Genomic DNA, 24680 nt, shown 5'->3' with positions numbered 1-24680 from the left:
AACTGCATGGAACTGAAAAATCACTGGTTTGCTGTAAATAAAGTTGTTTTACCACGACTACTACAGTGGGTGAATCTCCGACCAGAGGAGAGTGAACGAACTCAGATAATGTTTATTTTTTACACAACTGTGTGTGTAGGATTGCGGTGGGCAGAGGACAGTACGGTGGCGCTGTTTTTGGATGAATATGGGACTCATCTATTGCCGTGGATGTATATTGCCAGTGCTGTGATGAGCGCAGCATTGGTTTTTTTATACTCTTGGCTGCAAAGGATTTTTCCGTTACGCCGGGTGATTGTAGCGATCGCACCTTGCATGTTGATGCCATTACTTCTATTAGTTGTATTACGTTGGGGATCTCATGTTTCTTACCTGGCAGTTATTTCGGCTTTTCTGCTGCGGCTATGGGTAGATGCCCTTTATGTAGTCAACGATCTCAACACCTCCATCGTTGCCAACCAAATATTTAACATTCGGGAGATTAAGCGCACTTACCCACTGGTGAGTAGTGGACTTTTGGTAGCAGATGTGATTAGTGGCTTTAGTTTGCCTTGGCTAGTGCAATACACCACACTGAATAAGATCATCTTCATCGCCTGTGTAGTGATTTTATTAGGCTCGGCGATTTTATTCTATTTAACTAATCACTATCGAGCGGCTTTTCCTGAAACCCCACAAAGACTAATTCCTGAAGAACAAGCTTCACGAGAGCGCTTTATTAAAAGTCCACTGAAGCGCTATGTTTGGCAATTGTTTGCTTTTGTTGGTCTGTTGCAAGTCATTGGGTTGTTAATAGATTTTCAATATCTGCGCGAACTCCAATCGAATTTGGGCGACAGGGAACTCGCCAGCTTCTTGGGTCTTTTTGGTGGGACATTGGGACTGTGTGAGTTGTTATTGCAGTGGTTTATTTCCAGCCGACTCATTGAACGGATGGGGGTATTTTTCACAGCGACACTTTTACCAATCACCGTCGGCTTTTCATTACCAGGAGTGCTGGTATTTTTGAATTTAATTCCCGCTATCCAATCGCAAAGCTTTTTCTGGGGTTTGATAATTGTCAAATTTTGCGATGAACTTTTGCGCTACACCTTTGTCATGAGTAGCGGCCCCATCCTGTACCAACCGATTCCTGAGTCAATTCGCAGCCGGATGCAGACTTTATCTGGTGGAACTGCCGAAGCGATCGCTACAGGTTTGACAGGAGTGCTAATTTTTGCAACTCTATTGTTTTGTGGGCGCTTTGTACCCGTATCCATGCAAAAGTGGGTGTTGGTGGCAGAAACAATGCTGATAGCTGGCACCTGTTTAACAGTAGTTTGGGAATTGCGATCGCGCTACGTTGAACTGTTAGTCTTGAGTGTGGCCCGGGGTCACTTGAGTGCAACCAATGTCGGCTTAAGATTCTTTAAGCAGGGGGTAGTCAAAGCTTTAGCAGAAAAAGGCAGCGAGGCTGATAAACGCTCTTGTATTGAACTTTTAGCCCAAATTGACTCTCAAGGAGCTGCGGAGGTTTTAGCACCCCTATTAGTGAAGTTAACCCCAGATTTGCAGCGCCAAAGTTTGGAAGTGATGCTGATAGCAGGTGCAAATCCCGCTTATCTATCCGCCATCCGTCCTTTGTTAGAACAACCCCAAGAAACTAACCCCGAAGTTTTCGCCCTAGCACTACGCTACGTTTGGCTAGCTGAACCGAATCCCAATTTAAGCATTTTAGAAGAATATCTGAACCCCCGCCAAAACTCACTCATCCGCGCTACCGCCGCCGCTTTAGTCTTACGCCAGGGAACGCCCATACAAAAGGTAGCAGCCACTCAAACTATGCGCCGGATGTTGACTCATAAGAAAGAACGGGAACGGGTAAATGGAGTCAGAGCGCTGAGAGAAGCAGTTTATTTGCAGGCGTTACGGATTCACATTCCGAATTTATTACAAGATGAGTCGTTACGGGTGCGCTGTGCCGTATTAGAAATGATTGCAGCAACCCATTTAGAGGAATACTATTCGGCGCTGATTGCAGCCCTTTATTACAAATCAACCCGCACTACAGCAATGTCATCCTTAGTGCGACTAGAAAATGAAGCTATAGAGATGCTGTTGCGGTTAGCTACCAATATTTACAAACCAGAAGTAGTGCGGATGTATGCTTGGCGTACTATTGCTCAAATCGGCACTCAGGAAGCATTAGAGACTTTATGGGAAAACTTGGAGGCATCCTGGGGTATAACTAGAGATCATATTCTTCGTAGCTTACTAAAAATACATAAACAACCAGGAATTAGAGGTTTAGTAGATCGGTTTTATGAAAGTCGGGTAGAAAATTTAATTGAGCAGGAGTTAAAGTTTTTAGGCGAGATTTATGGCGCATATATAGACTTGAAAATATTAGATGAAAAAGAAAATCATCATTCAAGTGAGAGGATTGTGATTGTCTCTAAGTTACTGCAACGCGCCCTTTTAGAATTGGAATTGGATGTCAAAGAGCGGCTGCTACTGTTGCTCAGACTGCTTTACTCACCAGAAAAGATGCAGGCAGCAGCATTTAATCTGCGATCGCTCTCAGTGGTAAACTTAGCACGGGGGTTAGAAATCTTAGAGCATACCGTAACTTTGTCTTCAAAGTCTGTGTTGCTGAATATTTTAGATAATCGACCGCAGTCAGAAAAATTGCAACATCTTGTAGAAGCCAAGATCGTAGAATATGAGAATATGGTAGTTAGCGATCGCCTCCACAGATTGCTGATGCTGGGTAACTTCCTTTCTGATTGGTGTCTAGCTTGTTGTTTCCATTTTGCTCAGGTGACTCGCATCAGACTGACAAGTTCCGAGATTTTAGTGAGTTTGCGTCATCCAACAGGCTTTGTTAGAGAAGCTGCGATCGCATATCTAAACATGGTTTCACATCGCGTCCTCCTGCAAATCCTCCCTCAGTTACAAAAAGATCCACATCCTTTAGTGGCCGCTCAAGTAAAAGAGTTACTCGAAAAATACCAGTTTAAAAATTACAATTTTAAAGGACTAGATAACCGGAAAACCTAAGAATTCAGAATTCAGAATAATTAAAGAAGTCGGAAGTACAGTTTTGTAACGGGGATTTAGAAAGAGCCACAAAACTTACGGCTTACTTGTTGCCGGGGACTTAAACCCGCCAAAGTTTGTTAAAGAATCAGGATAACAGTGATTGAGCATGGAACATTGGTAAGTCTAAACAAATGATAAATAACAAAAGGACTCATATTTGATTGCATGACAAAACTCAGTAAACACCTATTCCCTGTTCTCTTGTTAGTCTAGAGTAAAAGCGTAAAAATTATGCAAGATAATCGCAAACAAACGGCTCTTATTACTGGTGCATCTGGCGGCATCGGTTATGAATTCGCTAAGTTATTTGCTCAGAATGGTTACAATCTTGTATTGGTAGCTAGAAGTGGGGAAAAGCTGAATAAAATTGCCGATGAATTTAAAAATAAATTTGGGATTGATGTCAAGGTTATTACTAAGGATTTATCTAACCCGTCAGCCCCAGAAGAAATTTTCACTGAGCTAGAACAAGCATCTATCACAGTTGATGTGCTGGTAAACAATGCTGGCTTTGCTACCTATGGATTATTTAACGAAATTGACCTGAATACTGAACTACAATTGCTACAGGTTAATATTTCATGTCTCACCCATTTAACCAAGTTATTCCTTAAAGGTATGGTTGAGCAGAGGTTTGGAAAAATATTAAATGTGGCCTCCACTGCTGCTTTTCAACCAGGGCCGCTGATGGCAGTATACTACGCTAGTAAAGCTTATGTATTATCCTTCTCAGAAGCGATCGCAAATGAATTAGAAGGCACAGGTGTCTCTGTGACGGCGCTTTGTCCAGGGCCTACTGAGTCTGATTTCCAACAAAGAGCCGCGATGGAAGACTCAAAGCTGGTAAGCGGTAAAAAAATTATGACTGCGGAAACAGTAGCCCAAATTGGCTATCGTGGTCTATTAGAAAACAAAACTCTTGTGGTTCCTGGAATTAAAAATAAGCTTCTCGCTGAATCCGTAAGATTTACTCCCAGGAAGTTAGTGACTAAACTAGTCAGAAAGATGCAGGAAAGCAAATAAGTTGTAACATAGCAATCCTAAATTATTCGTGATAAACAAGATCCCCGACTTCTTAAAGGATACAGCTGGAAAATAGGGGGTATTACCCCATCGTGCAATTCGTAGCGTACCTCCGAGTTTTCTGGCAGCCAGGGGATCAAAAGCTTGTAGGGCAATGTTAGAAGACTTGTGTGTACACCGTAGCAAACATGGGAGAGGGGAGACATAACTCTAGTTCCCCTTCTCCCATCTTTGGGAGAAGGGGTTAGGGGATGAGGGCTATCAAGGTTTTTGCACATTTGGGATGCTCCCGTTTAATTTTAGCCTTACTATGCTCAATAGCGATCGCCTCCGGCGGGGCTTCGCCCATCGCACTTTCAGCTATCACAAAATCATTACTTAATTTCAAATGATTCAATCATTTTCTCTGCTGTTGGCAAGAAGCGATCGTAATCCTCTGTTGCTGCTGAATAGGTGATGACGTATGCTTGATTACCCTTTAAAGTCCAAACTTGTAAATTTTTTAAACTCTTTTTTCCATCTTTGCCAATGTAAATCAATTTATTAGCTCGTTTATTAGCTAAAGTTGTTTCACTTGTATTCACAATAGTTGCATCAGATAAAGTGGCTTTGACTTCTTTAATAAATAAGTCTTGCGATTCGCTTAATGTGCCAGAAAAATCTTCAACAGTTATAGTCAAAAGGTCTTGAAAATTATCTGTATCACTTTGCTTAGGCGATAAAAATGTCACTAATTCTTTAGTTATCAGGTTTGGTGAATCTTGGATTTTCCAACTTTCTGGATATTTTATCTTTATCCCATTACTAGAATCTTCATAAGCCAAAAACTTTTGTGTCGGAGTTTGTAATTTGAGTAACAATAGACCTATAGTAACAACTACTGCGGTTATTCCTACACCGATAAAAACTTTCTTAGATCGTGCAGATGGGAGGGGTTTCTGAATAGTAGTATCTGGTACTTTATCCAGCATTTCTAAAGCTTGCAATGCCGATGCTGCTGTCGAATAGCGCTGACGGAAATCATAGCGTACCATTGTGTCTAAAATTTCTGCTAGCTGCCGGCTCACTTGTATTTGGTTGCGCCAATCAATTTCGCCAGTATTAGGGTTTCTTGGCAGTCCTTGACCGCCAAAATCGGCAGGATTAATCCCTGTCAAAGCTTGAATACCAATAATTCCTACTGCATAGATATCGCTGCTCAATTGGGGAGTGCGATTAGCTTGTTCACTTGGCATATAACCATGAGTACCAATGGCTACGGTAAAAGTTGTTTGTCCTTGAGAATTAGCCATCTGAGTACTAATTTGTTTGACAGCCCCAAAGTCAATTAGTAGTATTTTGTTATCTGATGTTCTCCGCCGAATATTAGCAGGCTTGATATCGCGGTGAATCACATTGTGCTGATGGACAAATGCTAAAACTGACAAAATATCTTTTAGCAGTTTAATCACCTCCGGCTCACTCAATCGGTTGTATACAGGTGGTATTTCTTTGGTAAGATCGTGACCTGGAATAAATTCCTGAACTAAATAAAATTCTTGATTCTCTTCAAAGTGAGCCAATAGTTGAGGAATTTGGTCATGATTTCCTAATGTTTCCAGGGTTAATGCTTCCTGGTTAAACAGACGTTTAGCTTCTCGTAAAGTGTATGCATCGGTAGAGAGTGGTTTAAAATGCTTAACAACGCATTGTGGATTCCCTGGTCTTTGCATATCTTGAGCTAAGAAAGTCGTGCCAAACCCCCCTTGTCCCAGTTGGGTGAGAATTTGGTAGCGTCCACCTATGGTTTGACCCTGCATTAAATTCACTGATTTTGTTAATCTTGATTTTTGCACAAAATTTGAATGGGGAATGGGGCATGGGCAATGAGGACTTAATTTATTTTCTTGCCAATGCCCAATACTTCGACTTACCTCGACTTCGCCCTTCGGCTACGCTCAGGACAGGCTCGGCACAAGTCGCTCAGTACAAGTGCCCAATGCCCAATGCCCAATTCCCAATTCCCAATTCCCAATTTTTAAATTATGAGTTTGAGTCTGTGCATGATTGTGAAAAACGAAGCCGCAACACTGCCTAAATGCCTAAACAGTGTCAAAAAAGTGGTGGATGAAATGGTAGTCTTGGACACAGGCTCAATTGATCGCACTCCCAATATCGCCCAACAACTGGGTGCAAAAGTTCATCATTTTAAATGGTGTAATGACTTCAGTGCTGCCCGAAATGCAGCTTTAAAATATGTCACTGGTGACTGGATTTTGGTTTTAGATGCTGATGAAACTCTGACACCAGCAATTGTACCGCAGTTGCGAGAGGCGATCGCTAGAGATGAATACCTGCTTATCAACCTCGTCCGCCAAGAAGTAGGTGCTGAACAATCTCCCTATTCTTTGGTTTCCAGGCTATTCCGCAATCATCCAGATATTCGTTTTGACCGTCCTTATCATGCCTTAGTGGATGATAGCGTGTCAGCAATTTTAACTAAAGAACCCCATTGGCAAATAGGTTATTTACCTGGGGTTGCACTTGTACACACAGGATATCAAAAAAGTGCGATCGCTCAAAATAACAAATATGCCAAAGCAGCTACGGCGATGGAAGGGTTTCTCGCTACTCATCCCGATGACCCTTATGTTTGCAGTAAATTAGGGGCATTGTATGTGGAAACTGGGAAAATTACTCAAGGTATGGAGTTGCTCAGACATGGAATCAGCGTTGCTGAAGACAACTACGATATTTTATATGAACTCCACTATCATTTAGGCATTGCTTACAGTCGCTTGCAAAAATCTCCACAGGCGATTTCTCACTATAAAGCTGCTATCAAATTGCCAATTTACCCCATGCTCAAATTAGGAGCATACAACAACTTAGGTAACTTACTCAAAGCAGCAGGAGATTTCAATGGTGCGAAAGCTGCTTACGCCACAACTTTGAAAATTGATCCTAACTTTGTTTTTGGACATTATAATTTGGCGATGACATTTAAGGCTTTGGGTTTATTGACAGATGCGATCGCATATTATCAAAATGCGATCGCCTTAAATCCCAACTATGCTGAAGCGTATCAAAATTTAGGGGTAGTATTGCTCAAAGCTGGCAATCATCAAGATAGTTTAACAGCTTTTAGAAAAGCGATCGCCCTTCATGAAAGATATAATCCCGAAGAAGCGAAGAGACTACGCCAGGGGTTGCAGGAGATGGAGTTGATGTAGAGGTGATGGGCATTGGGCATGGGGCATGGGGTTCAAAAACTTTCAGATGGGAACGCCTAACTTTTAGGCTTTTTAACCTTGCATCAAAATTCCTACTAAAATCTGCATCAAGATTTCTAAATCAGTTGGTACTCGATACAACATTAAATCTTGACTCACTTTTCTCTCTTGACGATCAAAATTACCAAACTGCCAAATATCCCCAGTAGTTACAGCACCATACAAGATTGGCTCATCTGATTCTACCCACGTATCTAAAGCAATCAACTCCGTTGCTAACTGGGTAAATCCCCGTGTTAAATCTGCCTGTTTTGCTTCTACTACTAAGACATTGTGCTTTGACTCCAGATAGTAATCTAAGTCACCTCTGAGGTACTGACTAACTTCAATGGGGTACTCAATATTAACTGTTGCTTTTGTGATGTGCGCTACTTCTAATAAAATGGGTGCGATTAGTACTTCGCGTCTAGCGGCTTCACTAGTTAGACTAACACGAGCGATCGCTTCTTCTAGGCGTTGGTGTAAGTCTGGTAAACGAGTCAGTAATTCTGAAGCAGCTACAGGTAAATTGATTGAAGATTTAGTTAAAGTTACTCCTAATTCCCGCAAAATATCAGCAGGAGCAAATTTCATTTGAAAATAGCTGCGGAATGTGTAGAATTCATTTGGTTTAAGTATCGGGGGACGGTGACGTTCAGTTGTCATTTGTCATTGGTAAAGGTTTCAAGTATATTTATGTATCGTAACGCTGTAATTATCTCATTATGCGAATCATTGCCCGTAGTGCTTTACGAAAGTTTTGGGAAGCATATCCCGATGCTGAACAGTCATTAAAGGCTTGGTTTGATGAAGCATCTCGCGCAGAATGGGATAGTCCGGCAAATATCAAAAGCACTTATCGCAATGCTAGTATTATTGCTAATAACCGTGTTGTTTTTAATATCAAAGGTAATGATTACCGCTTAATTGTTCACGTTCGTTATGATATTGGAATTATTTTTATTCGTTTTCTGGGAACGCATAAAGAATACGATAACGTAGATGCAACAAGTATTTGAGACAGTAATACCTATGCTTGAAACCCGTCCAATCCGTACCGAAGCTGATTATCGTGCTGCACTTGATGAAATTGAAAGATTGTTTGATGCAGAAATAAATACACCAGAGTCTGACCGATTGGAAGTTTTAACTACGCTTGTGGAAGCATACGAGCAAAGGCATTACCCAATCGAAGCACCAGATCCTATTGAAGCAATCTTATATTGTCTCGAATCTCGTGGCTTGTCTGTAGATGAATTAGAGCCTGTTATTGGCAGTCAAGCAGAAATTTCGGATATTTTGCATCGCAAGCAGGCGCTAACCTTGGAGATGATTCGGGGTTTACATCAACAATTGGGGATTCCGGTACAGATTTTAATTCAACCATACCCTTTGATGCAAAATTCAGCTTAATGGTGATTTAACTTTAACCCAGAACTAAAGTTTTAATTGATACTCCTAACCCCCTGCCTCCTAACTCGTGCGTTTTTGCTCCCACCATTCATCAGTTACTTCGATAGCCTCTCCACTTTCCAGTCCGGCAATTAAAAGTGACTCTAAATGTTCTTGCTCCTTGCGTTTTTTGTCTTGATAGATTAACTCTTGAAGGTACTCACTTACCGAATTGTAACCACCTTTGGTGACTTGTTCTTCAACAAAAGCTTTCATTGAATCGGTCAAGGAAATTGTTAATATTCTAGCCTTATGAAGGGATGGAAAGAGGGGAAGTGGAGGAAAGGGAAAGAACTCGGAACATTAAGCTTGAAAACGAACTCCACCCGTTCTGAGTTGAAAAGGTGGAGTTCAAAAGTTGAAGAGTTGATAAATTCTCCTCACAAATGACAAATGACAAATGACTAAACACGCGACTTGACAAACTTCTCTAATCTATCCATTCCCTTTTCAATGGTTGCCATATCTGTGGCGTATGAAAGGCGAATGTTGTCATCAGCGCCAAAAGCAATGCCGGGAATGACTGCAACTTGATGTTTTTCTAGCAAAGCGTCACAAAATTCTAGGGATTTTAGACCGGTTTTGCTGATATCAGGGAACAGATAAAACGCGCCATCTGGTGAGGCGGTACTCAATCCGGGAATGGCGTTGAGTCTGTCTAGCATTACCTGTCGGCGTTTGGCGAAGGCTTGGCGCATTTCTTCGACGCAATCTTGAGAACTTTGTAGCGCTGCGATCGCACCATATTGAGCAAAGGTACACACGTTAGATGTACTATGCCCTTGGATGGTACTCGCTGCTTTAATGATTTCCACTGGCCCCGCTAAATAACCGATACGCCACCCAGTCATGGAATACGCCTTCGCAAACCCATTACTAATTAAAGTGCGGTCAAAAATTTCCTTCCCAAGAGAACCGATGCTGATATGTTCTGCACCGTCGTAGAGAATCTTTTCGTAAATCTCATCGGAGACGACAAAGATATCTGCATCAACTACTACCTGCGCCAGTGCTTTGATTTCGTCTGGCGTGTAAACCATCCCTGTGGGATTAGATGGAGAGTTGAGGATAAATAACTTCGTCTTCGGGGTGATTGCTTTACGGAGTTGTTCGGGAGTAATTTTATAACCCGTCGTAGCATCTGTGGGCACAATTACTGAAACTCCACCGACTAAAGTCACCATTTCGGGATAACTTAGCCAGTAGGGTGCAGGAATAATTACCTCATCACCTGGGTCAATTAGCGCCACCATCAAGTTGTACAGAGAATGCTTACCGCCGTTGGTGACGATGACATTCTCCGACTTGTAATCAAGACCGTTATCATTTTTGAGCTTATGGGCGATCGCTTCCCTTAACTTTGGTTCTCCGGCGGCTGCACCATACTTGGTTTTGCCTTCTTCCAAAGCTTTGACTGCTGCGGCTTTAATATGCGCTGGGGTATCAAAATCTGGTTCTCCAGCGCTAAAACTACAAACATCTATTCCTTCTGCCTTCAATGCCTTAGCCTTGGCTGCGATCGCTAAGGTTAATGAAGGTGTTACCTGACTTACTCTTGCTGCCAGCTTCATTCTTACTATTTTTGGCAAATCTTTCACTTATCTAAGGATATCCCAGAATCTCTACCAAGATTTGTTTTTTCTGAATTCGTTGGGCAATGGGGAATGATGAGAAGGAGTCAGAAGACAGAATTCAGAATACCCCAGCAGTCAAGTCAGGGGTAACAGCCACGGAAAGAATTAATATCACGCGCGTTTAAAATCGGGGGCTTTAAACCTCCCTTGGACATCCAGTCGCACAGAATCCATTCTGGATTCAGGCGGATGTATTCTGAATTCTTCTTCGGTAAAATGCTTGTGGGATAATTTGAACTTAAGTTGACACCAATGCCCACTCCCTATTCCCTACACCTTACTCCCCGGTCTTTTTCCACGGAAGTTTAACTGTAAATCGACTACCTTTGCCTAACTGACTTTCGGCGTGGACAGTACCACCATGCAACTCGACGATTTTTTGCACCATCACCAATCCTAAACCCATACCTGCGGAACGACGAGTAGAGGGATTTTCAACTTGTATAAAAGGTTGAAATAATCGGAAAAGGTCATCGGAAAGCATACCAATACCCGTATCTACCACGCTAAAAAAGATATACTCGTTTGTAGAATTTGGCTGAACTTCAATCCAAACTTTGCCTCCGTCGTGAGTAAACTTGATAGCGTTGCTCAACAGGTTGATAAATACCTGGCGGATGCGGCGCTCGTCAATTTCAATAGGTTCGAGTTCTTCAGGGATTTGTACACTCAGTTGGATATTTTTCTGTAACGCTAAATTTTTGACGAAACTAATACTAGAGTCACATAATTCTAGGATCGAAGTAGCCGCTAGTTGCAGTTCTATTTTGCTGGATTCAATATCGGTAAGCTCAAGGATTTGATTAATTAATTCTAGTAAGTTTTTACCGCTAGATTTGAGGGTATTTAAGAACTGACGCTGTTCTTCGGTTACAGTACCGTACACTTCATCTTGGAGTGCTTCTGCAATTTCAATAATAGAGCTTAAGGGAGTCCTCAATTCATGGCTCATATTTCCTAAAAAGGTTTTTTTGGCACGATTGGCGACTTCGGCAGCTTCTTTCGCCTCACGCAAAGCGGATTCTGCATTTTTGCGCTCGCAGACTTCTAAAGTTAAAGCAACAAATTCAGCTATTGAGCTAACGAAGTTTTGCTCGCTTAGTTCCCATATCCAAGGAATATCAATCTGTTCATACAATACTGTTCCCACCACTTCGCCCCCAACCCAAATGGAGGTATTAATTAGGGATGTAATATTCTTTCGTTCTAGCAATTCATCCCATAATTCTTGTATGCGTAAATCGGTGCGAGTATCGGTAACAGCAATGATGCGGGCAGATGTCAGGGATTTAAAGTAGATGGGATAATCTGCACGATTGCGTTCTAAACCTGCCGAATGTTTCTGATTGCTACGTTCATAGAGACTTATACATTGTAGTTTGGTTTGGCGCAGCCCAGCATCGGCATCGCTATTGAATAACCATACACCCACTCGCTCTACTTCTAAAGCATTCGCTGCTTTCTCGGTTATGACTTTAAATGCTGTTTCCAGATTTCCTTCTGAAATTGCCCTGTGATTTGCCAGTTCTGCCAACGCCAGATTATGCTGTTTTAGCTTTTGCTCACTGTTAATACTTTTTTGAATCTCTTGCTGTAATTCTTCAGTTCGCTGTTTAACTTGCAATTCTAACTCTTCATTTTTAGTAATCTGTGCAATAAAGGTTTTACGTAAATGCTGAATCATCTCGTTGAAAGATTTACCCAGCATTTCTACTTCTTTAATGCCTTGTACAATCACTACCGAGTCTTCCCCATTGGTGAAATCAGCTAAATCTTTTGTCGCCGTGCTGAAGTACAAAATTGGCTGAGTTATCCAACGGGCGGTGATAATTCCGAGTAAAGTAGCTAATCCCAATGCTCCCAGACAGAGAAAAATTGTAGTTTGAGTGTTGCGATCGATTTGTCCCATAAAATCTGCTTCTGGGACAGCTACCACAATTAACCAATTGACATTTGGTTCGCCTTGCAACGGTCTAATTTCTAAAAATTTTCGTTTGCCGTCAAAAGAAAAATCTAGTTGCTGTAAACTCTTAATTTGGTCAAAGTTACTAAATTTAGTTTCTAAATATTTAGCGCTTGCTTGAGTAAAAGAATTCCCGCTTTGGGAAGCTGCCAACCTAACCGGTTTACCATTTTGTAGGCGGAATGGTTCTTCAGTTGTGGAAGTTGCTACTAATAGCCCCGATCGCTCGATAATAAAAACTTGCCCAGACTTGCCAACTTTAATATTTTGCAGTAAATCCCCGATTTGTGATATATGAGTTAGAGTGCTGTTGACTCCGAGTAACTCACCTTGGGAGTTATGTATAGGTTGAGATCCACTAATCAGAAGGGTTGGTTCGGTGATGGATGGAAAAATCTGACTAAAGCTGAATTGTTTAGCGGTAACTGCTGCTTGATAATTAGGACGCGATCGCGCATCATAGTTTTTGATTACCTCTGGTAGCTGGGTACGTTGACCAAGAGAGTCAATTTTGTAGGTGTAGAGGTCGTAACCAGTTGACTTATCAGCTTTTCTGAGTAAATATTGGCGATCGTTGAGCTTTTCTACCGCTAAGTGTTCTTGCTGTTCATTACTTGCCGTTAAAATTACAGCATCAGGAAAAATCTCTAACTGCTTGATTAAGTATGACTCCCAGGTTGCCAGATTTTCCATCTTCAGCAACCCGATGTCAATGACATTTTGATTACCGCGCAGTACTTGACGCGAGGTAGAGAGATAAGCCTGTAAATTTTGCTCTACTCGATTAGCGACTTCATAACGCAATTCGCTAGCTACCTCATTGACTGCCTTTTGCCCATTGCGAATTGATAAGTATGCAGTCAATCCCACAGCTAGCAAGATTTGCAGCAGAAACAACACTACGAGAATGCGACGTAAAGGTACACCTTTAAACAGGGGAAAAACACCACTTTGCCCAATATTTTTGTTCATAAGCCCACTCTCCTTTCTTGTCCTGTAGTAGTGAGTACAACACCTTGACTTCGCTGTTCTGCGGGCTTATGCATATAGCGGTTCTCAATTGTATGGAATACAGACCTAACCCCCAGCCCCTTCCCTACAAGGGAAGGGGAGTAAAATTCAAAGCCTCTCTCCTTTTAGGAGAGAGGAATGGAAGTGAGGTCAAAGTGTATTGCTTCCATTCGAGAAGCGCTATAGTTTGTACTCGGTCGGATCAAGTGCCAATATACCACTTCTAGTAAAAGAACAAAACTTTAGGAACTTCCAATTAAAAAAATACTCTTAACCCACGGAGGTGGGTTTTGTCTGTATAGCCAAGCCAGTGCGTTGGGCGGGCAATGCCCGACTTGAAGCACCTGGCGCGCGACTTCTAGTCGCCAGGGCTAGTAATATAAATTTATCAAGCCTTAACCCAAACGTATTGCATTACCACAACGAAAAAATCTTAGTCATCTTCTACCGGGCAACTGCTGCTTTAATCTTCTTACAGATAGCCACCCAAGCTTCATTCTGTTGTGCTAAGTTCAGGCTGTCTAAAGGTTTATTGGGAGGGTGCGCTGATTGATACTTTTCAATTTCTGTTTCGTCATAGCCGCTAGAACTCAACGGTATCCAAATAATCGTGAGTCCTTCAGCTTCAGCCGCATCCAACAATGGGGGTAACTCATTATCAGCAATAAAGTCTGATGCTAAAAAATCTGGGCTAACCAACAATACTGCCACTTTTGCTGCTACTAAAGCATTTTCAATTTCTTTTCGCCACTTAGCACCAGGTTGAATCTTAGTATCGTCCCACACCAGCATACTTTGGTTACGAATTATTGGTTTGAGGTGTTTCTGGAGTTTAGTAAGCCACTCCTGATCTTGATGACTATAGCTAATGAACACTTGATTTCTAGTTAAGGGTTCAGACGTATGTATTTCTAAATTCGGTGAAGTCGGTAAAACATCGTCGATTAGTCTGCGGATATCTACCATATCACCGCTATCCTGGCACTGGATTTGGTAGCGATTTTTGTCTCGGAATTTGTACAACACGTCTCGGCGGTGAAAATAAGGCGTTTGACTAGCCTTACAGTTTTCACAGTTGCAAGGAACAAGTGTTTGATATCTCAGGCGTTCGTAAGAATTATGGATTTTATCTAGTTCATGAGTAATACGTATTAGCAAGTCTTTCTTGCGATTTCCTGCTACGCGAACTTTTATTTCTCGTTGATTGTAGTTTTCAATCACTTTCGCGCGGGTTTGACCTTCACTGAGAACAACGCCTGTTTTCCAAACAAGGGTTTGTTGTTCAATTAAAGAATGCATTTCGACAATAAAGCGGGTAAGAATACCTTTCGGCATGAACTCATAAGTGTAGCGCAGAATTAGATTGTTAGATTGATCCCAATTGAAATCAGGCTGATTGGTAGAAAGTAGGTGAGGTGCAATATAATTTTCCCGATTACCTGGAATTTCATAGCAGAGCTTAAATCGCATCATCAAATGTAGCAGTTCGTCTTGCATATCGGCATACTCTACGTTTTGCCAAATATCTGCGAGATCATTCTTAGAAAAACGACCTTTATTTTCTATGACTTGCTTATTGTCCAGAACTTTGTAGACGGCGCTAGTGCCCCATTCTGGTTTGAGAATAACAGTATTTTTTAAAAGTGGATCGCCCTGAAAGTGCAAACAAACCCCAAGGTCATGTAGATAGCGGCTGAGTTGCAGCATATCTTTGCGATCGCTTAAACTATTCATTCGGCAAAGGTTGTAATATTCTTCGACGCTAATGTAATTGCGAGAATAGTTTTCTAGGGCGGCTCGAATTCTTACCCAGAGTTTTGGTAAAGGAGTACCGACATGGGGAAGCTTGCTTATGTATTGCCCAATAACGTCTTTAATTTGGGCTAAACCTCGATTGGTGGCTAGATTAGTTGCAAGAGTTTCCTTGAGGTTAGTAAATTCTCCCCGCAATTGCCGCTCATTGACTTCGCACTGACGGTCTTGTTTTTCATTTTTGATAATGAGGACGGGGCTATTATCACTCAAGAGTTCCACAACCTTGAGCCAGTAAGAAAAATCTGTGTTTTCTTGGCGAGTATCAGCAACTAATACATAGAGAGAACGTTCGGTAAGGAAAAACTGGTGTGTGTGGTGGTAGATTTCTTGTCCGCCAAAGTCCCAAATATTGACACGAAAATCTTGTCCATTAGGCAGTCTGAATTTCCACTGAATAACATCAATGCCTTCAGTTGATTTTTCATCTGGTTGAAGTTCATAAGCTTTGCTGGCAATTTTCTTGGCTAGAGAGGTTTTACCCGCTCCCCCTTCACCCACAATGAGCAATTTTGCTTCATATAAAAGTTCAGTCTCTTTTGGATCTTGCACACGAAAATAAAAATCTAGAATTTCTTTCGCATTAGCTGAACTTAAAATTTCGGGTGAAATTGGGACTGGATTACCATGAAGCCTTAGCGTTTTTAGGTTGGAGAGTTGACCAATCTCTACTGGCAGCGTCGTCAATTGATTCGATCTAAGGTAAAGCTCGTTGAGGTTAGAGAGTTGACCAATCTCTGCTGGCAGCGTCCTCAATTGATTAAAGTCAAGGTGAAGTTGCCTGAGGTTGGAGAGTTGACCAATCTCTGCTGGCAGCGTCGTTAGTTGATTGTCCCTGAGAGAAAACTCGCTGAGGTTGGAGAGTTGACCAATCTCTGCTGGCAGCATCCTCAGTTGATTGGAACTGAGGTAAAGCTGGCTGAGGTTGGAGAGTTGACCAATCTCTGCTGGCAGCGTTGTTAGTTGATTGGAGTTGAGGTAAAGCACGCTGAAGTTAGAGAGTTGACCAATCTCTGCTGGTAGCGTTGTTAGTTGATTGTCCCTGAGGTAAAGCTGGCTGAGGTTGGAGAGTTGACCAATTTCTGCTGGCAGCGTCGTTAGTTGATTGTAGCTGAGGTCAAGCTGGCTGAGGTTGGAGAGTTGACCAATTTCTGCTGGCAGCGTCGTCAGTTGATTGGAGTAGAGGTAAAGCTTGCTAAGGTTGGAGAGTTGACCAATTTCTGCTGGCAGCGTCGTCAGTTGATTTGAGTAGAGGTAAAACTCGTTGAGGTTGGAGAGTTGACCAATCTCTGCTGGCAGTCCCGTCAGTTGATTGGAGCTAAGGTCAAGCTCGTTAAGGTTGGAGAGTTGACTAATCTCTGCTGGCAGCGTCGTCAGTTGATTTGAGTCGAGGTAAAGCTCCCTGAGGTTGGAGAGTTGACCAATCTCTGCTGGCAGTCTCGTTAAGTTTCTGCCAGAAAGGTTTAATGTTGTCGCTTTGTCTCTGGCAGCTTTTTTAATGATTTGCAGCAGTTCTTCGTTAGTCATTTCGGGTTTTACAGAGGCGATGCCTGACGACGAGTTGCTGCCTGGACGCGCAGCAGAGAAATTGAGCTAATTAATAATGTAGCCTTTATCAAGGATTGCATTGAGGCAATGTGCGTTAGCGTAGCTCGTCGTAGACATCGCAAGTTAAAAGGTCGGTTAGAAACCGCGTCTACACAGGCAAAACCCACCTTTCCTTCCCTACGGGACGCTGCGCGAACGGAACGCTACGCGAACGTGGATTAAGGAACCCTTGATTTTGATTAGTCCGCGTAGGCGGACTTCGTTTGTATAGCCGTGCTTTCTAATCGCCAGGTATATTTACTTTTTGTATTTGATTCTAATATTGTTGTGTAATCCTATGTAACTTGATGGCTATAGCTTTCCACATTGTCCAGCTTCTATCCAATGTATAAATATGCCAGAAACTCAATCAAGTCCTCATCCACATACAAACACATCAACCAAAGCTGATACCTTACCTGCATCTGTTATCTCCTCTTCTACCTCTCAAGAAATCTACGATGTTGTAGTGGTTGGCGCTGGGCCTATTGGGTTAGCAACTGCCATTGGCTTACGTAAACGTGGTATTGAAAATTTCCTTGTCATCGATCAAACTCGCGCCTTTCGTCAAGTTGGACAAACATTGGATCTTCTCCCTAATGGATTACAATCTCTCAAACATTTAGATCCCAACGCTTACGAAGAAGTCAAAAAAACTGGACTTGGTTTATTGAATCCCAAGCAGTCTAATGATGGGAAAACTGTCAAATCGACTCAAGAGCAACAACCCCCAAAAGCTTCACCCCAATGGGCTTATAAAAATTTACAGGGGGAGATAATTCAGTCAATATCGCTTAGTTTCGATGACTGGTTTAAAGATTATGGCGAGGGTCGAGTATCAATTTCTTGGTACAATTTGCAGACAACCCTTAGACAGCTACTTCCACAAGACCGAGTTAAAGCTAATCACCGTTGTATTAATGTTGTGAATGAGCCAGAAAAAGGTTGTGTCCGCATAGATTGTGTAGGTGACACAGGAATAGAAGCCAACCCTTATGCATATTGGACAGATGGGCAGAAAGATAACGATCCGCAGCCCCAAAACTCAGATATTGACCCCCAAGAAATCGTAACAAAATCGATTAGAGCTAAACTAATTGTTGCAGCAGATGGGATTAATTCTACAGTTCGTAGACTGCTTTACACAGATACTCAATATCATGATTTTGCCCGACCTGAATACTCTGGATTTGCAGCTATATTTTGTAGGGAAATAGCTGAAGTACCAAAGGAATTATACACGAAACTAGAAGAAGATTTCTTTCAAGACTCACCACTTGTAACAATCACTAATGATGAAATAACTGGAAATTCTGTTTATATAAATAACATCAGGATAATATTATTTCGCAGACCAACTGGTAAAGTTGGGTACATAATACATCTTGCTTTGCCTTTAGAATTGTTGCAAGGAAAGTCTGAAAGTTCTTTAATTGACTTAGCTTTGCAGGAATTGGAAAAAGCGGGCTTTCCCGATCCGATTAAGCAATTAGTGCGTATGTCTTCTCCTGACAAAATGCAGCAGCGTCCATACTACATTCACCGCGCTACCATTTCGGATTCTCGACAAGTTTCTCACCCAACAGACCTCAATATTGAAGCTAATCCTGCCAAAATTCCACCAGCCTGGAGTGGAGAGCGAATCGTCTTAGTTGGCGATGCCGCACATGGAATGCCTCCCTTCATGGCTCAAGGAGCTAATCAAGGATTGGAAGATGCACTAATAGTTACAACACTAATCGCTAAAATTGCTGAGGAGAATAACTGGAACGATCTGCAAGCTATAGCCAAAGCCTTTAATAAATATGAGTGTCTTCGTCGCCCATTCATGGCATACGTCCAAGAGGCAACATTAAAGCGATCGCCCCACTCGTCAGATAAAGAGTGGCAAGAGTACTGCCAACAGGTGTATCGCCGCAATTTTGACCAAGTAATAGAGGCGCTGTAGTTTACCGCCTGTGAAAAATTTTGATTAGAATGCAGATGTCCACTAGGCGGCGTGCTGTCTATCCACGTAAATCCAGAAGATAATCGATGAGTAATCAACTACAAGACTACAATCCTAGCGGCGTAGGTGAAATAAATGGCAACCTCTTAGGTTTGCCCTGCGATTATGAGTCTGCAAACCTGATTGTCTTTGGTGTGCCGTGGGAAGTCACTGTTTCTTATGGCTCAGGCACAGCTAACGGCCCCCAGCGAATTCTCGATGCTTCAACTCAATTAGATTTGTTCGATTTCGATAACCCTAATGGTTGGAAGCAGGGAATTTTCATGGTGGAAATTCCCCAAGATATTTTAGAGAAGAATACATACTACCGCGCCTTGGCAGCAAAAATTATTGAACGATTAGCCCAAGGTAAAGAACTCTCAGATACACCAGATTTAACACCTGTCCTCACAGAAATTAATCAGGCTGGGCAACGGGTAAATCAATGGCTGTTTGAAAATTGCCAAGAAGCAATTAACAAGGGTAAGCGAGTTGCAGTTATTGGTGGAGATCACAGTTCGCCGTTAGGTTATTTCCAAGCATTAGCAGCTAACTACCCCAACTATGGCATTTTGCACATTGATGCCCACGCAGATTTACGCGATGCCTACGAGGGATTTGAGTTTTCTCATGCTTCGATTATGTTTAATGCGATGAAAATACCGCAAATTTCCAAGTTAGTGCAAGTGGGTTTGCGTGATATTAGTCATGATGAAGTGCAAATGATTGACCAATCTGATAGTCGCATTATTGCATATTACGACCCAGCCATTAAACAAAAGCTTTACTCTGGAACAACTTGGCTTGATTTATGCCGAGAAATTATCAGTCATTTACCTGAGTCTGTTTACATTAGCTTTGATGTCGATGGTCTAGATCCCAAACTCTGTCCCAGTACAGGTACTCCTGTTCCGGGTGGATTGGAATTAGAGCAAACATTTTTTCTCTTCCGGGAATTAGTCAAGAGTGGTAGAAAAATTATTGGCTTTGATATCTGTGAAGTCGGGGATGCGGAGTGGGATGGTAATGTTGGAGCGCGGGTAGTTTACAAGCTGGCAAATTTGATGGATTTGTCTCAGCAGAATTCGTAATTCGTAATACTTCGGCTACGCTCAGTACAAGTTCGTAATTCGTAATTGGAACAGGAATCAATACTTCTTGGTTAAGATGGATAGTCATTGGAGATCCCCCTTAGTCCACGCCACTTGCTTCACTACAGCGCTTCGCGCATCCTGCGGCGGGGGAGACCCCAAGACCGCAGTGGCTCCCCTTAAAAAGGGGGAAGATAAGGCATTTTTAGCCCCCCAATTTATCGGGGGGTTGGGGGGATCGACTCAAAACCTACGCAGTATTGGAACTGGAATTGTTGAGTTACTAAAATCGTTCGACTGAGACGTTCTGCGATCGCTCAGTCGAGCTACCCTCACACCGTTTGCGTAGCGTTCCACAGGAAAGTCGAAAATCTAAAATTAAATGACAAGCTTCTGATATCAGGTTCGGTTAAACACTTATAGTATCTGTAGGTTGGGTTGAGGAACGAAACCCAACATTGTATCCTTGTTCATGTTGGGTTTCCCTGCCGTTCAACCCAACCTAACATTGATAGATTTTATTACAAGTAATCACCCGAACTTGATATGACTTGATTGCTGGAGTCAATCTAAAATCTAAAATCCCAAATCTAAAATTTTAAGATAAAGAATAGCCCGTTGCCTTGTGAACGTATTGCACAACTTTTTGATATGATTCAGGATTACTCACAGGGTTGATGATGATGGGGATAGTGCCATCTGGCAACCAGAAAGTTATCCTGCCATTCTGTTCATGACAAAAGGAACTGATGCAGTTGAGATTAATTACATATTCGTTTTTTTCGTAAAGGATTTTCACCCAGTGGGCATGGTCTAATTCTAAAGTTGTCACACATTCTAAATAATCGAGAATCTTTTGATAATCTTCTAGGTTACTTTGTGGATTAATTACTATTGGAATGGCACTATCGGGTAGCCAAAAAGTAACCCTGCCATTTACTTCATAACAAAAAGCATGGACACGTTCAAAATTCACTACATATTCTCTCCTCTCGTAAAGGATTTTCACCCAGTACGCCACAACATCTCCTCAAGTCCGAAATTTACGAATGATGCACCCTGTATATCCAAATCTACTGAAGCCCTAAGTTAATGTTGTTATGCACTAATTCAAAATCTAAAAAATTAATTTTGAATTACGAATTACGAATTACGAATTACGAATTGTTAAGAAACCTCCAATGGTGTTGGTGTACCTGAAGTTGACAGAGAAAGAGCGATCGCTGCTTGAATAAACCCTTTAAATAAAGGATGAGGGCTACTAGGACGCGATTGAAATTCTGGATGAAATTGGCAAGCCAGAAAGAATGGGTGCTTGGGTAATTCCACAATTTCAACTAACTGTCCATCGGGAGAAGTACCACTAATCACATAGCCGGACTTTAATAAAAGATCGCGGTAAGCATTGTTGAACTCATAGCGATGTCGATGTCGTTCATAAATTACATCTTCTTGATAAAGCTTGAAAGCCAATGTATCAGGAAGAACACGACAAGGATATAGCCCCAAGCGCATTGTACCCCCTAAATCGACAACTTCCTGCTGTCCTGGCAATAAATTAATTACCGGATTCGTTGTATGGGGGTCAAATTCAGCACTATTAGCATCTGTTAATCCCCCTATGTGCCTAGCCCATTCAATTACAGAACATTGCATTCCCAGGCATAAACCCAAAAAGGGAATTTGGCGATCGCGCGCGTATTTAATGGCGGCAATTTTGCCATCCACTCCCCGAACACCAAAACCTCCTGGTACAACTATGCCATCGACACCCTCAAGATGAGTTTCGGCTGGTTCATTTTCCAAATCTTCTGAGTTCACCCAACGCAGGCGCAGTTTGCCATAAGTGGAAATTGCAGCATGGTTTAATGCTTCCACTACAGATAGATAGGCATCACTTAACTGCACATATTTGCCGACAATGGCAATTTCTAGCTCGTGCTTGGGAGTATGTAACCGTTGTACCAAGGTTTGCCACTGTGTCAAATCTGGTTTGCGTTGCTCCATTTGCAGCAACTTCAGCACTTGTTCTGCCATTCCTTCCCGTTCCAGATTCAGGGGTACTTCATAGATACTTTTGGCATCTTGGGAAGTGATGACGCATTCTTCGGGCACATCGCAAAATCCCGACAATTTTTGCTTTAATCCCTTGGGTAAGGGGCGATCGCTCCGACAAACTAAAATATCTGGTTGAATCCCAATGGATCTCAGTTCCTTAACTGAATGCTGTGTTGGCTTAGTTTTCATCTCACCAGCAGAGGCAATCCACGGTACCAGCGTTACATGCATATAGAGTACATGTTGCCGTCCCACCTCTTTGCGAAACTGGCGAATCGCTTCCAAAAACGGCAGTGATTCAATATCTCCCACCGTCCCGCCGATTTCTGTAATTACTACAGATGGGTTTGTACTTTTAGCAACTCGCAGAATTCGCTCTTTTATTTCATTGGTAATATGAGGAATAACCTGTACAGTCCCGCCATTGTACTCTCCGCGCCGCTCTTTATTGATGACTGCCTGGTAAATCGAGCCAGTAGTTACACAGTTCAAGCGCGACATTGAAGTATCGGTGAAGCGTTCGTAATGCCCCAAGTCCAAATCTGTCTCCGCACCATCCTGGGTAACGAATACTTCTCCATGCTGAAAGGGACTCATCGTGCCAGGATCGATATTGATATAAGGGTCGAGTTTGAGAATCGACACTGAATATCCGCGCGATTTGAGCAAACGCCCTAGACTTGCTGCTACAATGCCCTTACCAATACTGGAAACTACGCCTCCAGTTACGAAGATAAACTTAGTCATAGTAGTTTGAATTTCTAACAACTTCTAAAAATACATCCCGTCATTGTGCCACAGTTGTTGTGGTGTAATCTTCTGTGATTTGCTGTGAAAAACCTTTTAGGATTAGTAATATTAGGCTGTATTCTCACATCCTCCGTAGCATTGGCAGATCCATCTCTTATAATCGTTTTTCCCGAGACAAACTACCAGACGAGTTCCCAAAAAATCTTTTTTCTGGGGACTGCACCACCAGATGGTGAGGTTTTGATCAATAGTAAGCCAATTAACCGCAGCAAAGCTGGTCATTTTTCCCCCAGTTTCCCCTTGCAGTTGGGGGAGAATCTTTTTACTGTGCGTCGCCAGAATCAAGAACTTAAGATTAAGGTGATCAGGCTTAACACTAGCCCTGAACTACCACAGGGGGTAGCCTTTGCTAAAGATTCCCTGACTCCCGCAGCTGACATTGCCAGACTACCAGGAGAACTAATTTGTTTTAGTGCGTTAGCACCCCCTAACGCCAATGTCTCTGTAACCCTGGCTAATCAAACTATTGCCCTTTCACCCCAACCTCAACAGGCACAACTACCAAGCAATTTGGCAGCTCTAACAGGGCAAAATCAGCCTCATGCCCAGTCTAGCGTAGGCAATTATAAAGGTTGTACCACAGTGGCAACAGCTGCCGATCTGGGAAAACCTCAGTTTCAACTAACACTCAATGGCAAGACAATAACTCAACCAGGAACTGGTAAAATTCAAATCCTCTCAAGAGCAGAGTTGCCGGTTTCTGAGGTTACAGTAGAATCAGGCGTTGCTCGCACTGGCCCAAGCACCGATTATTCTCGACTCACACCACTGCCTAAAGGCACACGCGCAACAGTAACAGGTAGGGAAGGTGAATGGTTGCGCCTAGACTATGGCGCTTGGATTAATAGTCAGGAAACTCGCATTCTCCCTGGTGCAATTCCGCCACAGACAATAATTCGCAGTGTCGGATACCGTCAACTCCCTGGTGCGACAGAGATATTTTTCCCCTTACAAGTTCCCGTACCTGTGAGCGTGCAACAAAGTGAGAAAGCTGTCGCTCTCACTCTCTACAATACTACTGCCCAAACGGACATTATTCGCCTGGATGATGACCCCCTAATTTCTCGCCTAGATTGGCAACAGGAGACTCCAGAACAAGTAAAATACACCTTTAACCTCAAAAAAGCTCAACAGTGGGGATATAAGCTGAGATACGACGGTACAACCCTGGTTTTGGCTTTGCGTCATCCGCCTAAAATTGGGAACACAAGACGCAGGCCTTTAGCTAATCTCAAGATTGTACTCGATCCAGGGCATGGCGGTAAAGAATCTGGTGCCAGTGGCCCAACTGGATATTTAGAAAAAGATGTGAATTTGGTGGTATCTAAGTTACTGCGCGACGATTTGGTGAAGCGAGGAGCAACGGTAGTGATGACGCGGGAAGATGATAAAGAGGTTTCGCTAGCAGAACGTCAGGCAATTATTAGTCAAGAAGAACCATGCATCGCTATTTCCATACATCACAACTCTTTACCCGATGATGGCGATGCCGAAAAAACCAAGGGATTCGCCGCTTTTTGGTATCAACCCCAAGCGCATAACCTGGCAATGTTTTTACAGACTTATGTTGTTAAAAAACTCGGCAAACCTTCTTATGGTGTGTTTTGGGATAACCTAGCGCTGACACGTCCAGCAGCTGCACCATCGGTGTTGCTGGAATTGGGTTTTATGAGTAATCCCGATGAATTTGAGCAAGTGGTGAACCCAGAGGAACAGAAGAAAATGGCTGATGCGATCGCTCAGGGGATTACTGAGTGGTTTAGGAGTGTGAGATAAATTTGGAGGTACAACTAGAGTTTTACCCTCATTGTATTTGGTAGAGTGCGATCGCCTCCGTAAGGATTTGGCGTGTCATTTTTGATAATTTTAATAAATCAAAAGTAAAAAACGCTTGTGGTATCAAAGCTGAAAAAGCTATGC

Annotated in this window: 18 protein-coding genes; 8 read left to right on the top strand and 10 right to left on the bottom strand. The window is 42.4% G+C overall.

What is annotated here, in order from left to right:
* Nucleotides 1-6: 6 nt before the first annotated feature.
* Both HWQ36_RS24950 and HWQ36_RS24945 read left to right on the top strand, forming a co-directional pair.
* Nucleotides 7-3039: an MFS transporter gene (locus HWQ36_RS24950; RefSeq protein ID WP_292707706.1), complete on the top strand. Its 3033-nt coding sequence runs from the start codon at nt 7-9 to the stop codon at nt 3037-3039.
* A 273-nt stretch (nt 3040-3312) separates the two neighbouring features.
* A complete protein-coding gene (locus HWQ36_RS24945; RefSeq protein ID WP_292707704.1) occupies nt 3313-4104 on the top strand; it encodes an SDR family oxidoreductase in 792 nt (263 codons plus the stop codon).
* A 244-nt stretch (nt 4105-4348) separates the two neighbouring features.
* Here HWQ36_RS24945 and HWQ36_RS24940 read toward each other — a convergent pair whose 3' ends face one another.
* The gene (locus HWQ36_RS24940; RefSeq protein ID WP_292707702.1) at nt 4349-4471 is read right to left on the bottom strand and encodes a hypothetical protein; all 123 of its coding nucleotides are present in this window, start codon (nt 4469-4471) and stop codon (nt 4349-4351) included.
* Nucleotides 4472-4478: 7 nt separating this feature from the next.
* On the bottom strand, nt 4479-5903 hold the full coding sequence (locus tag HWQ36_RS24935) for a serine/threonine-protein kinase (protein WP_292707756.1): 1425 nt from the start codon (nt 5901-5903) through the stop codon (nt 4479-4481).
* A 243-nt stretch (nt 5904-6146) separates the two neighbouring features.
* Here HWQ36_RS24935 and HWQ36_RS24930 point away from each other — a divergent pair, with 243 nt between their 5' ends.
* Nucleotides 6147-7316 (top strand): TPR domain-containing glycosyltransferase, encoded by a 1170-nt coding sequence (locus HWQ36_RS24930; RefSeq protein ID WP_292707754.1) that lies wholly within the window; start codon nt 6147-6149, stop codon nt 7314-7316.
* Nucleotides 7317-7388: 72 nt separating this feature from the next.
* On the opposite strand, the gene HWQ36_RS24925 is transcribed toward HWQ36_RS24930, so the two are convergent.
* A complete protein-coding gene (locus HWQ36_RS24925; protein ID WP_292707699.1) occupies nt 7389-8021 on the bottom strand; it encodes a hypothetical protein in 633 nt (210 codons plus the stop codon).
* 59 nt (nt 8022-8080) lie between these two features.
* Between HWQ36_RS24925 and HWQ36_RS24920 the strand changes: the two genes are divergently transcribed.
* Together HWQ36_RS24920 and HWQ36_RS24915 are read left to right on the top strand one after the other, a co-directional pair.
* Nucleotides 8081-8374: a type II toxin-antitoxin system HigB family toxin gene (locus HWQ36_RS24920; protein WP_292707697.1), complete on the top strand. Its 294-nt coding sequence runs from the start codon at nt 8081-8083 to the stop codon at nt 8372-8374.
* A gap of 13 nt (nt 8375-8387) precedes the next feature.
* Complete coding sequence (locus HWQ36_RS24915) at nt 8388-8768, top strand: transcriptional regulator (RefSeq protein ID WP_292707694.1); 381 nt, start codon at nt 8388-8390, stop codon at nt 8766-8768.
* 60 nt (nt 8769-8828) lie between these two features.
* On the opposite strand, the gene HWQ36_RS24910 is transcribed toward HWQ36_RS24915, so the two are convergent.
* The 5 genes from HWQ36_RS24910 to HWQ36_RS24890 form a co-directional block, all read right to left on the bottom strand.
* On the bottom strand, nt 8829-9035 hold the full coding sequence (locus HWQ36_RS24910; protein ID WP_292707691.1) for a type II toxin-antitoxin system ParD family antitoxin: 207 nt from the start codon (nt 9033-9035) through the stop codon (nt 8829-8831).
* 176 nt (nt 9036-9211) lie between these two features.
* Nucleotides 9212-10378, bottom strand: coding sequence for a pyridoxal phosphate-dependent aminotransferase (locus HWQ36_RS24905; protein ID WP_292707752.1), 1167 nt, complete (start codon nt 10376-10378; stop codon nt 9212-9214).
* Between the two features lie 340 nt (nt 10379-10718).
* Nucleotides 10719-13376 (bottom strand): ATP-binding protein, encoded by a 2658-nt coding sequence (locus HWQ36_RS24900; RefSeq protein ID WP_292707686.1) that lies wholly within the window; start codon nt 13374-13376, stop codon nt 10719-10721.
* A 483-nt stretch (nt 13377-13859) separates the two neighbouring features.
* Nucleotides 13860-16754, bottom strand: coding sequence for a COR domain-containing protein (locus HWQ36_RS24895; RefSeq protein WP_292707683.1), 2895 nt, complete (start codon nt 16752-16754; stop codon nt 13860-13862).
* An 8-nt stretch (nt 16755-16762) separates the two neighbouring features.
* Nucleotides 16763-16942, bottom strand: coding sequence for a hypothetical protein (locus HWQ36_RS24890; RefSeq protein WP_292707681.1), 180 nt, complete (start codon nt 16940-16942; stop codon nt 16763-16765).
* A 227-nt stretch (nt 16943-17169) separates the two neighbouring features.
* Between HWQ36_RS24890 and HWQ36_RS24885 the strand changes: the two genes are divergently transcribed.
* Together HWQ36_RS24885 and speB are read left to right on the top strand one after the other, a co-directional pair.
* Nucleotides 17170-18762 (top strand): NAD(P)/FAD-dependent oxidoreductase, encoded by a 1593-nt coding sequence (locus tag HWQ36_RS24885; protein WP_292707678.1) that lies wholly within the window; start codon nt 17170-17172, stop codon nt 18760-18762.
* Nucleotides 18763-18848: 86 nt separating this feature from the next.
* Nucleotides 18849-19892: an agmatinase SpeB gene (speB, locus tag HWQ36_RS24880; protein WP_292707675.1), complete on the top strand. Its 1044-nt coding sequence runs from the start codon at nt 18849-18851 to the stop codon at nt 19890-19892.
* 598 nt (nt 19893-20490) lie between these two features.
* On the opposite strand, the gene HWQ36_RS24875 is transcribed toward speB, so the two are convergent.
* On the bottom strand, nt 20491-20913 hold the full coding sequence (locus HWQ36_RS24875) for a hypothetical protein (RefSeq protein WP_292707672.1): 423 nt from the start codon (nt 20911-20913) through the stop codon (nt 20491-20493).
* Between the two features lie 146 nt (nt 20914-21059).
* Nucleotides 21060-22697: a CTP synthase gene (locus tag HWQ36_RS24870; protein WP_292707669.1), complete on the bottom strand. Its 1638-nt coding sequence runs from the start codon at nt 22695-22697 to the stop codon at nt 21060-21062.
* A gap of 84 nt (nt 22698-22781) precedes the next feature.
* On the opposite strand from HWQ36_RS24870, the gene HWQ36_RS24865 reads away from it, so the two are divergent.
* Entirely contained in the window at nt 22782-24536 is a 1755-nt protein-coding gene (locus tag HWQ36_RS24865; protein ID WP_292707666.1) for an N-acetylmuramoyl-L-alanine amidase, read from the top strand.
* Nucleotides 24537-24680: the final 144 nt, after the last annotated feature.

Source organism: Nostoc sp. NMS2 (assembly GCF_017115105.1).
Lineage (GTDB): Bacteria > Cyanobacteriota > Cyanobacteriia > Cyanobacteriales > Nostocaceae > Nostoc.
The sequence above is the reverse complement of the archived record's forward strand: the minus strand, read 5'-3'. Positions and strand labels throughout refer to the sequence as shown.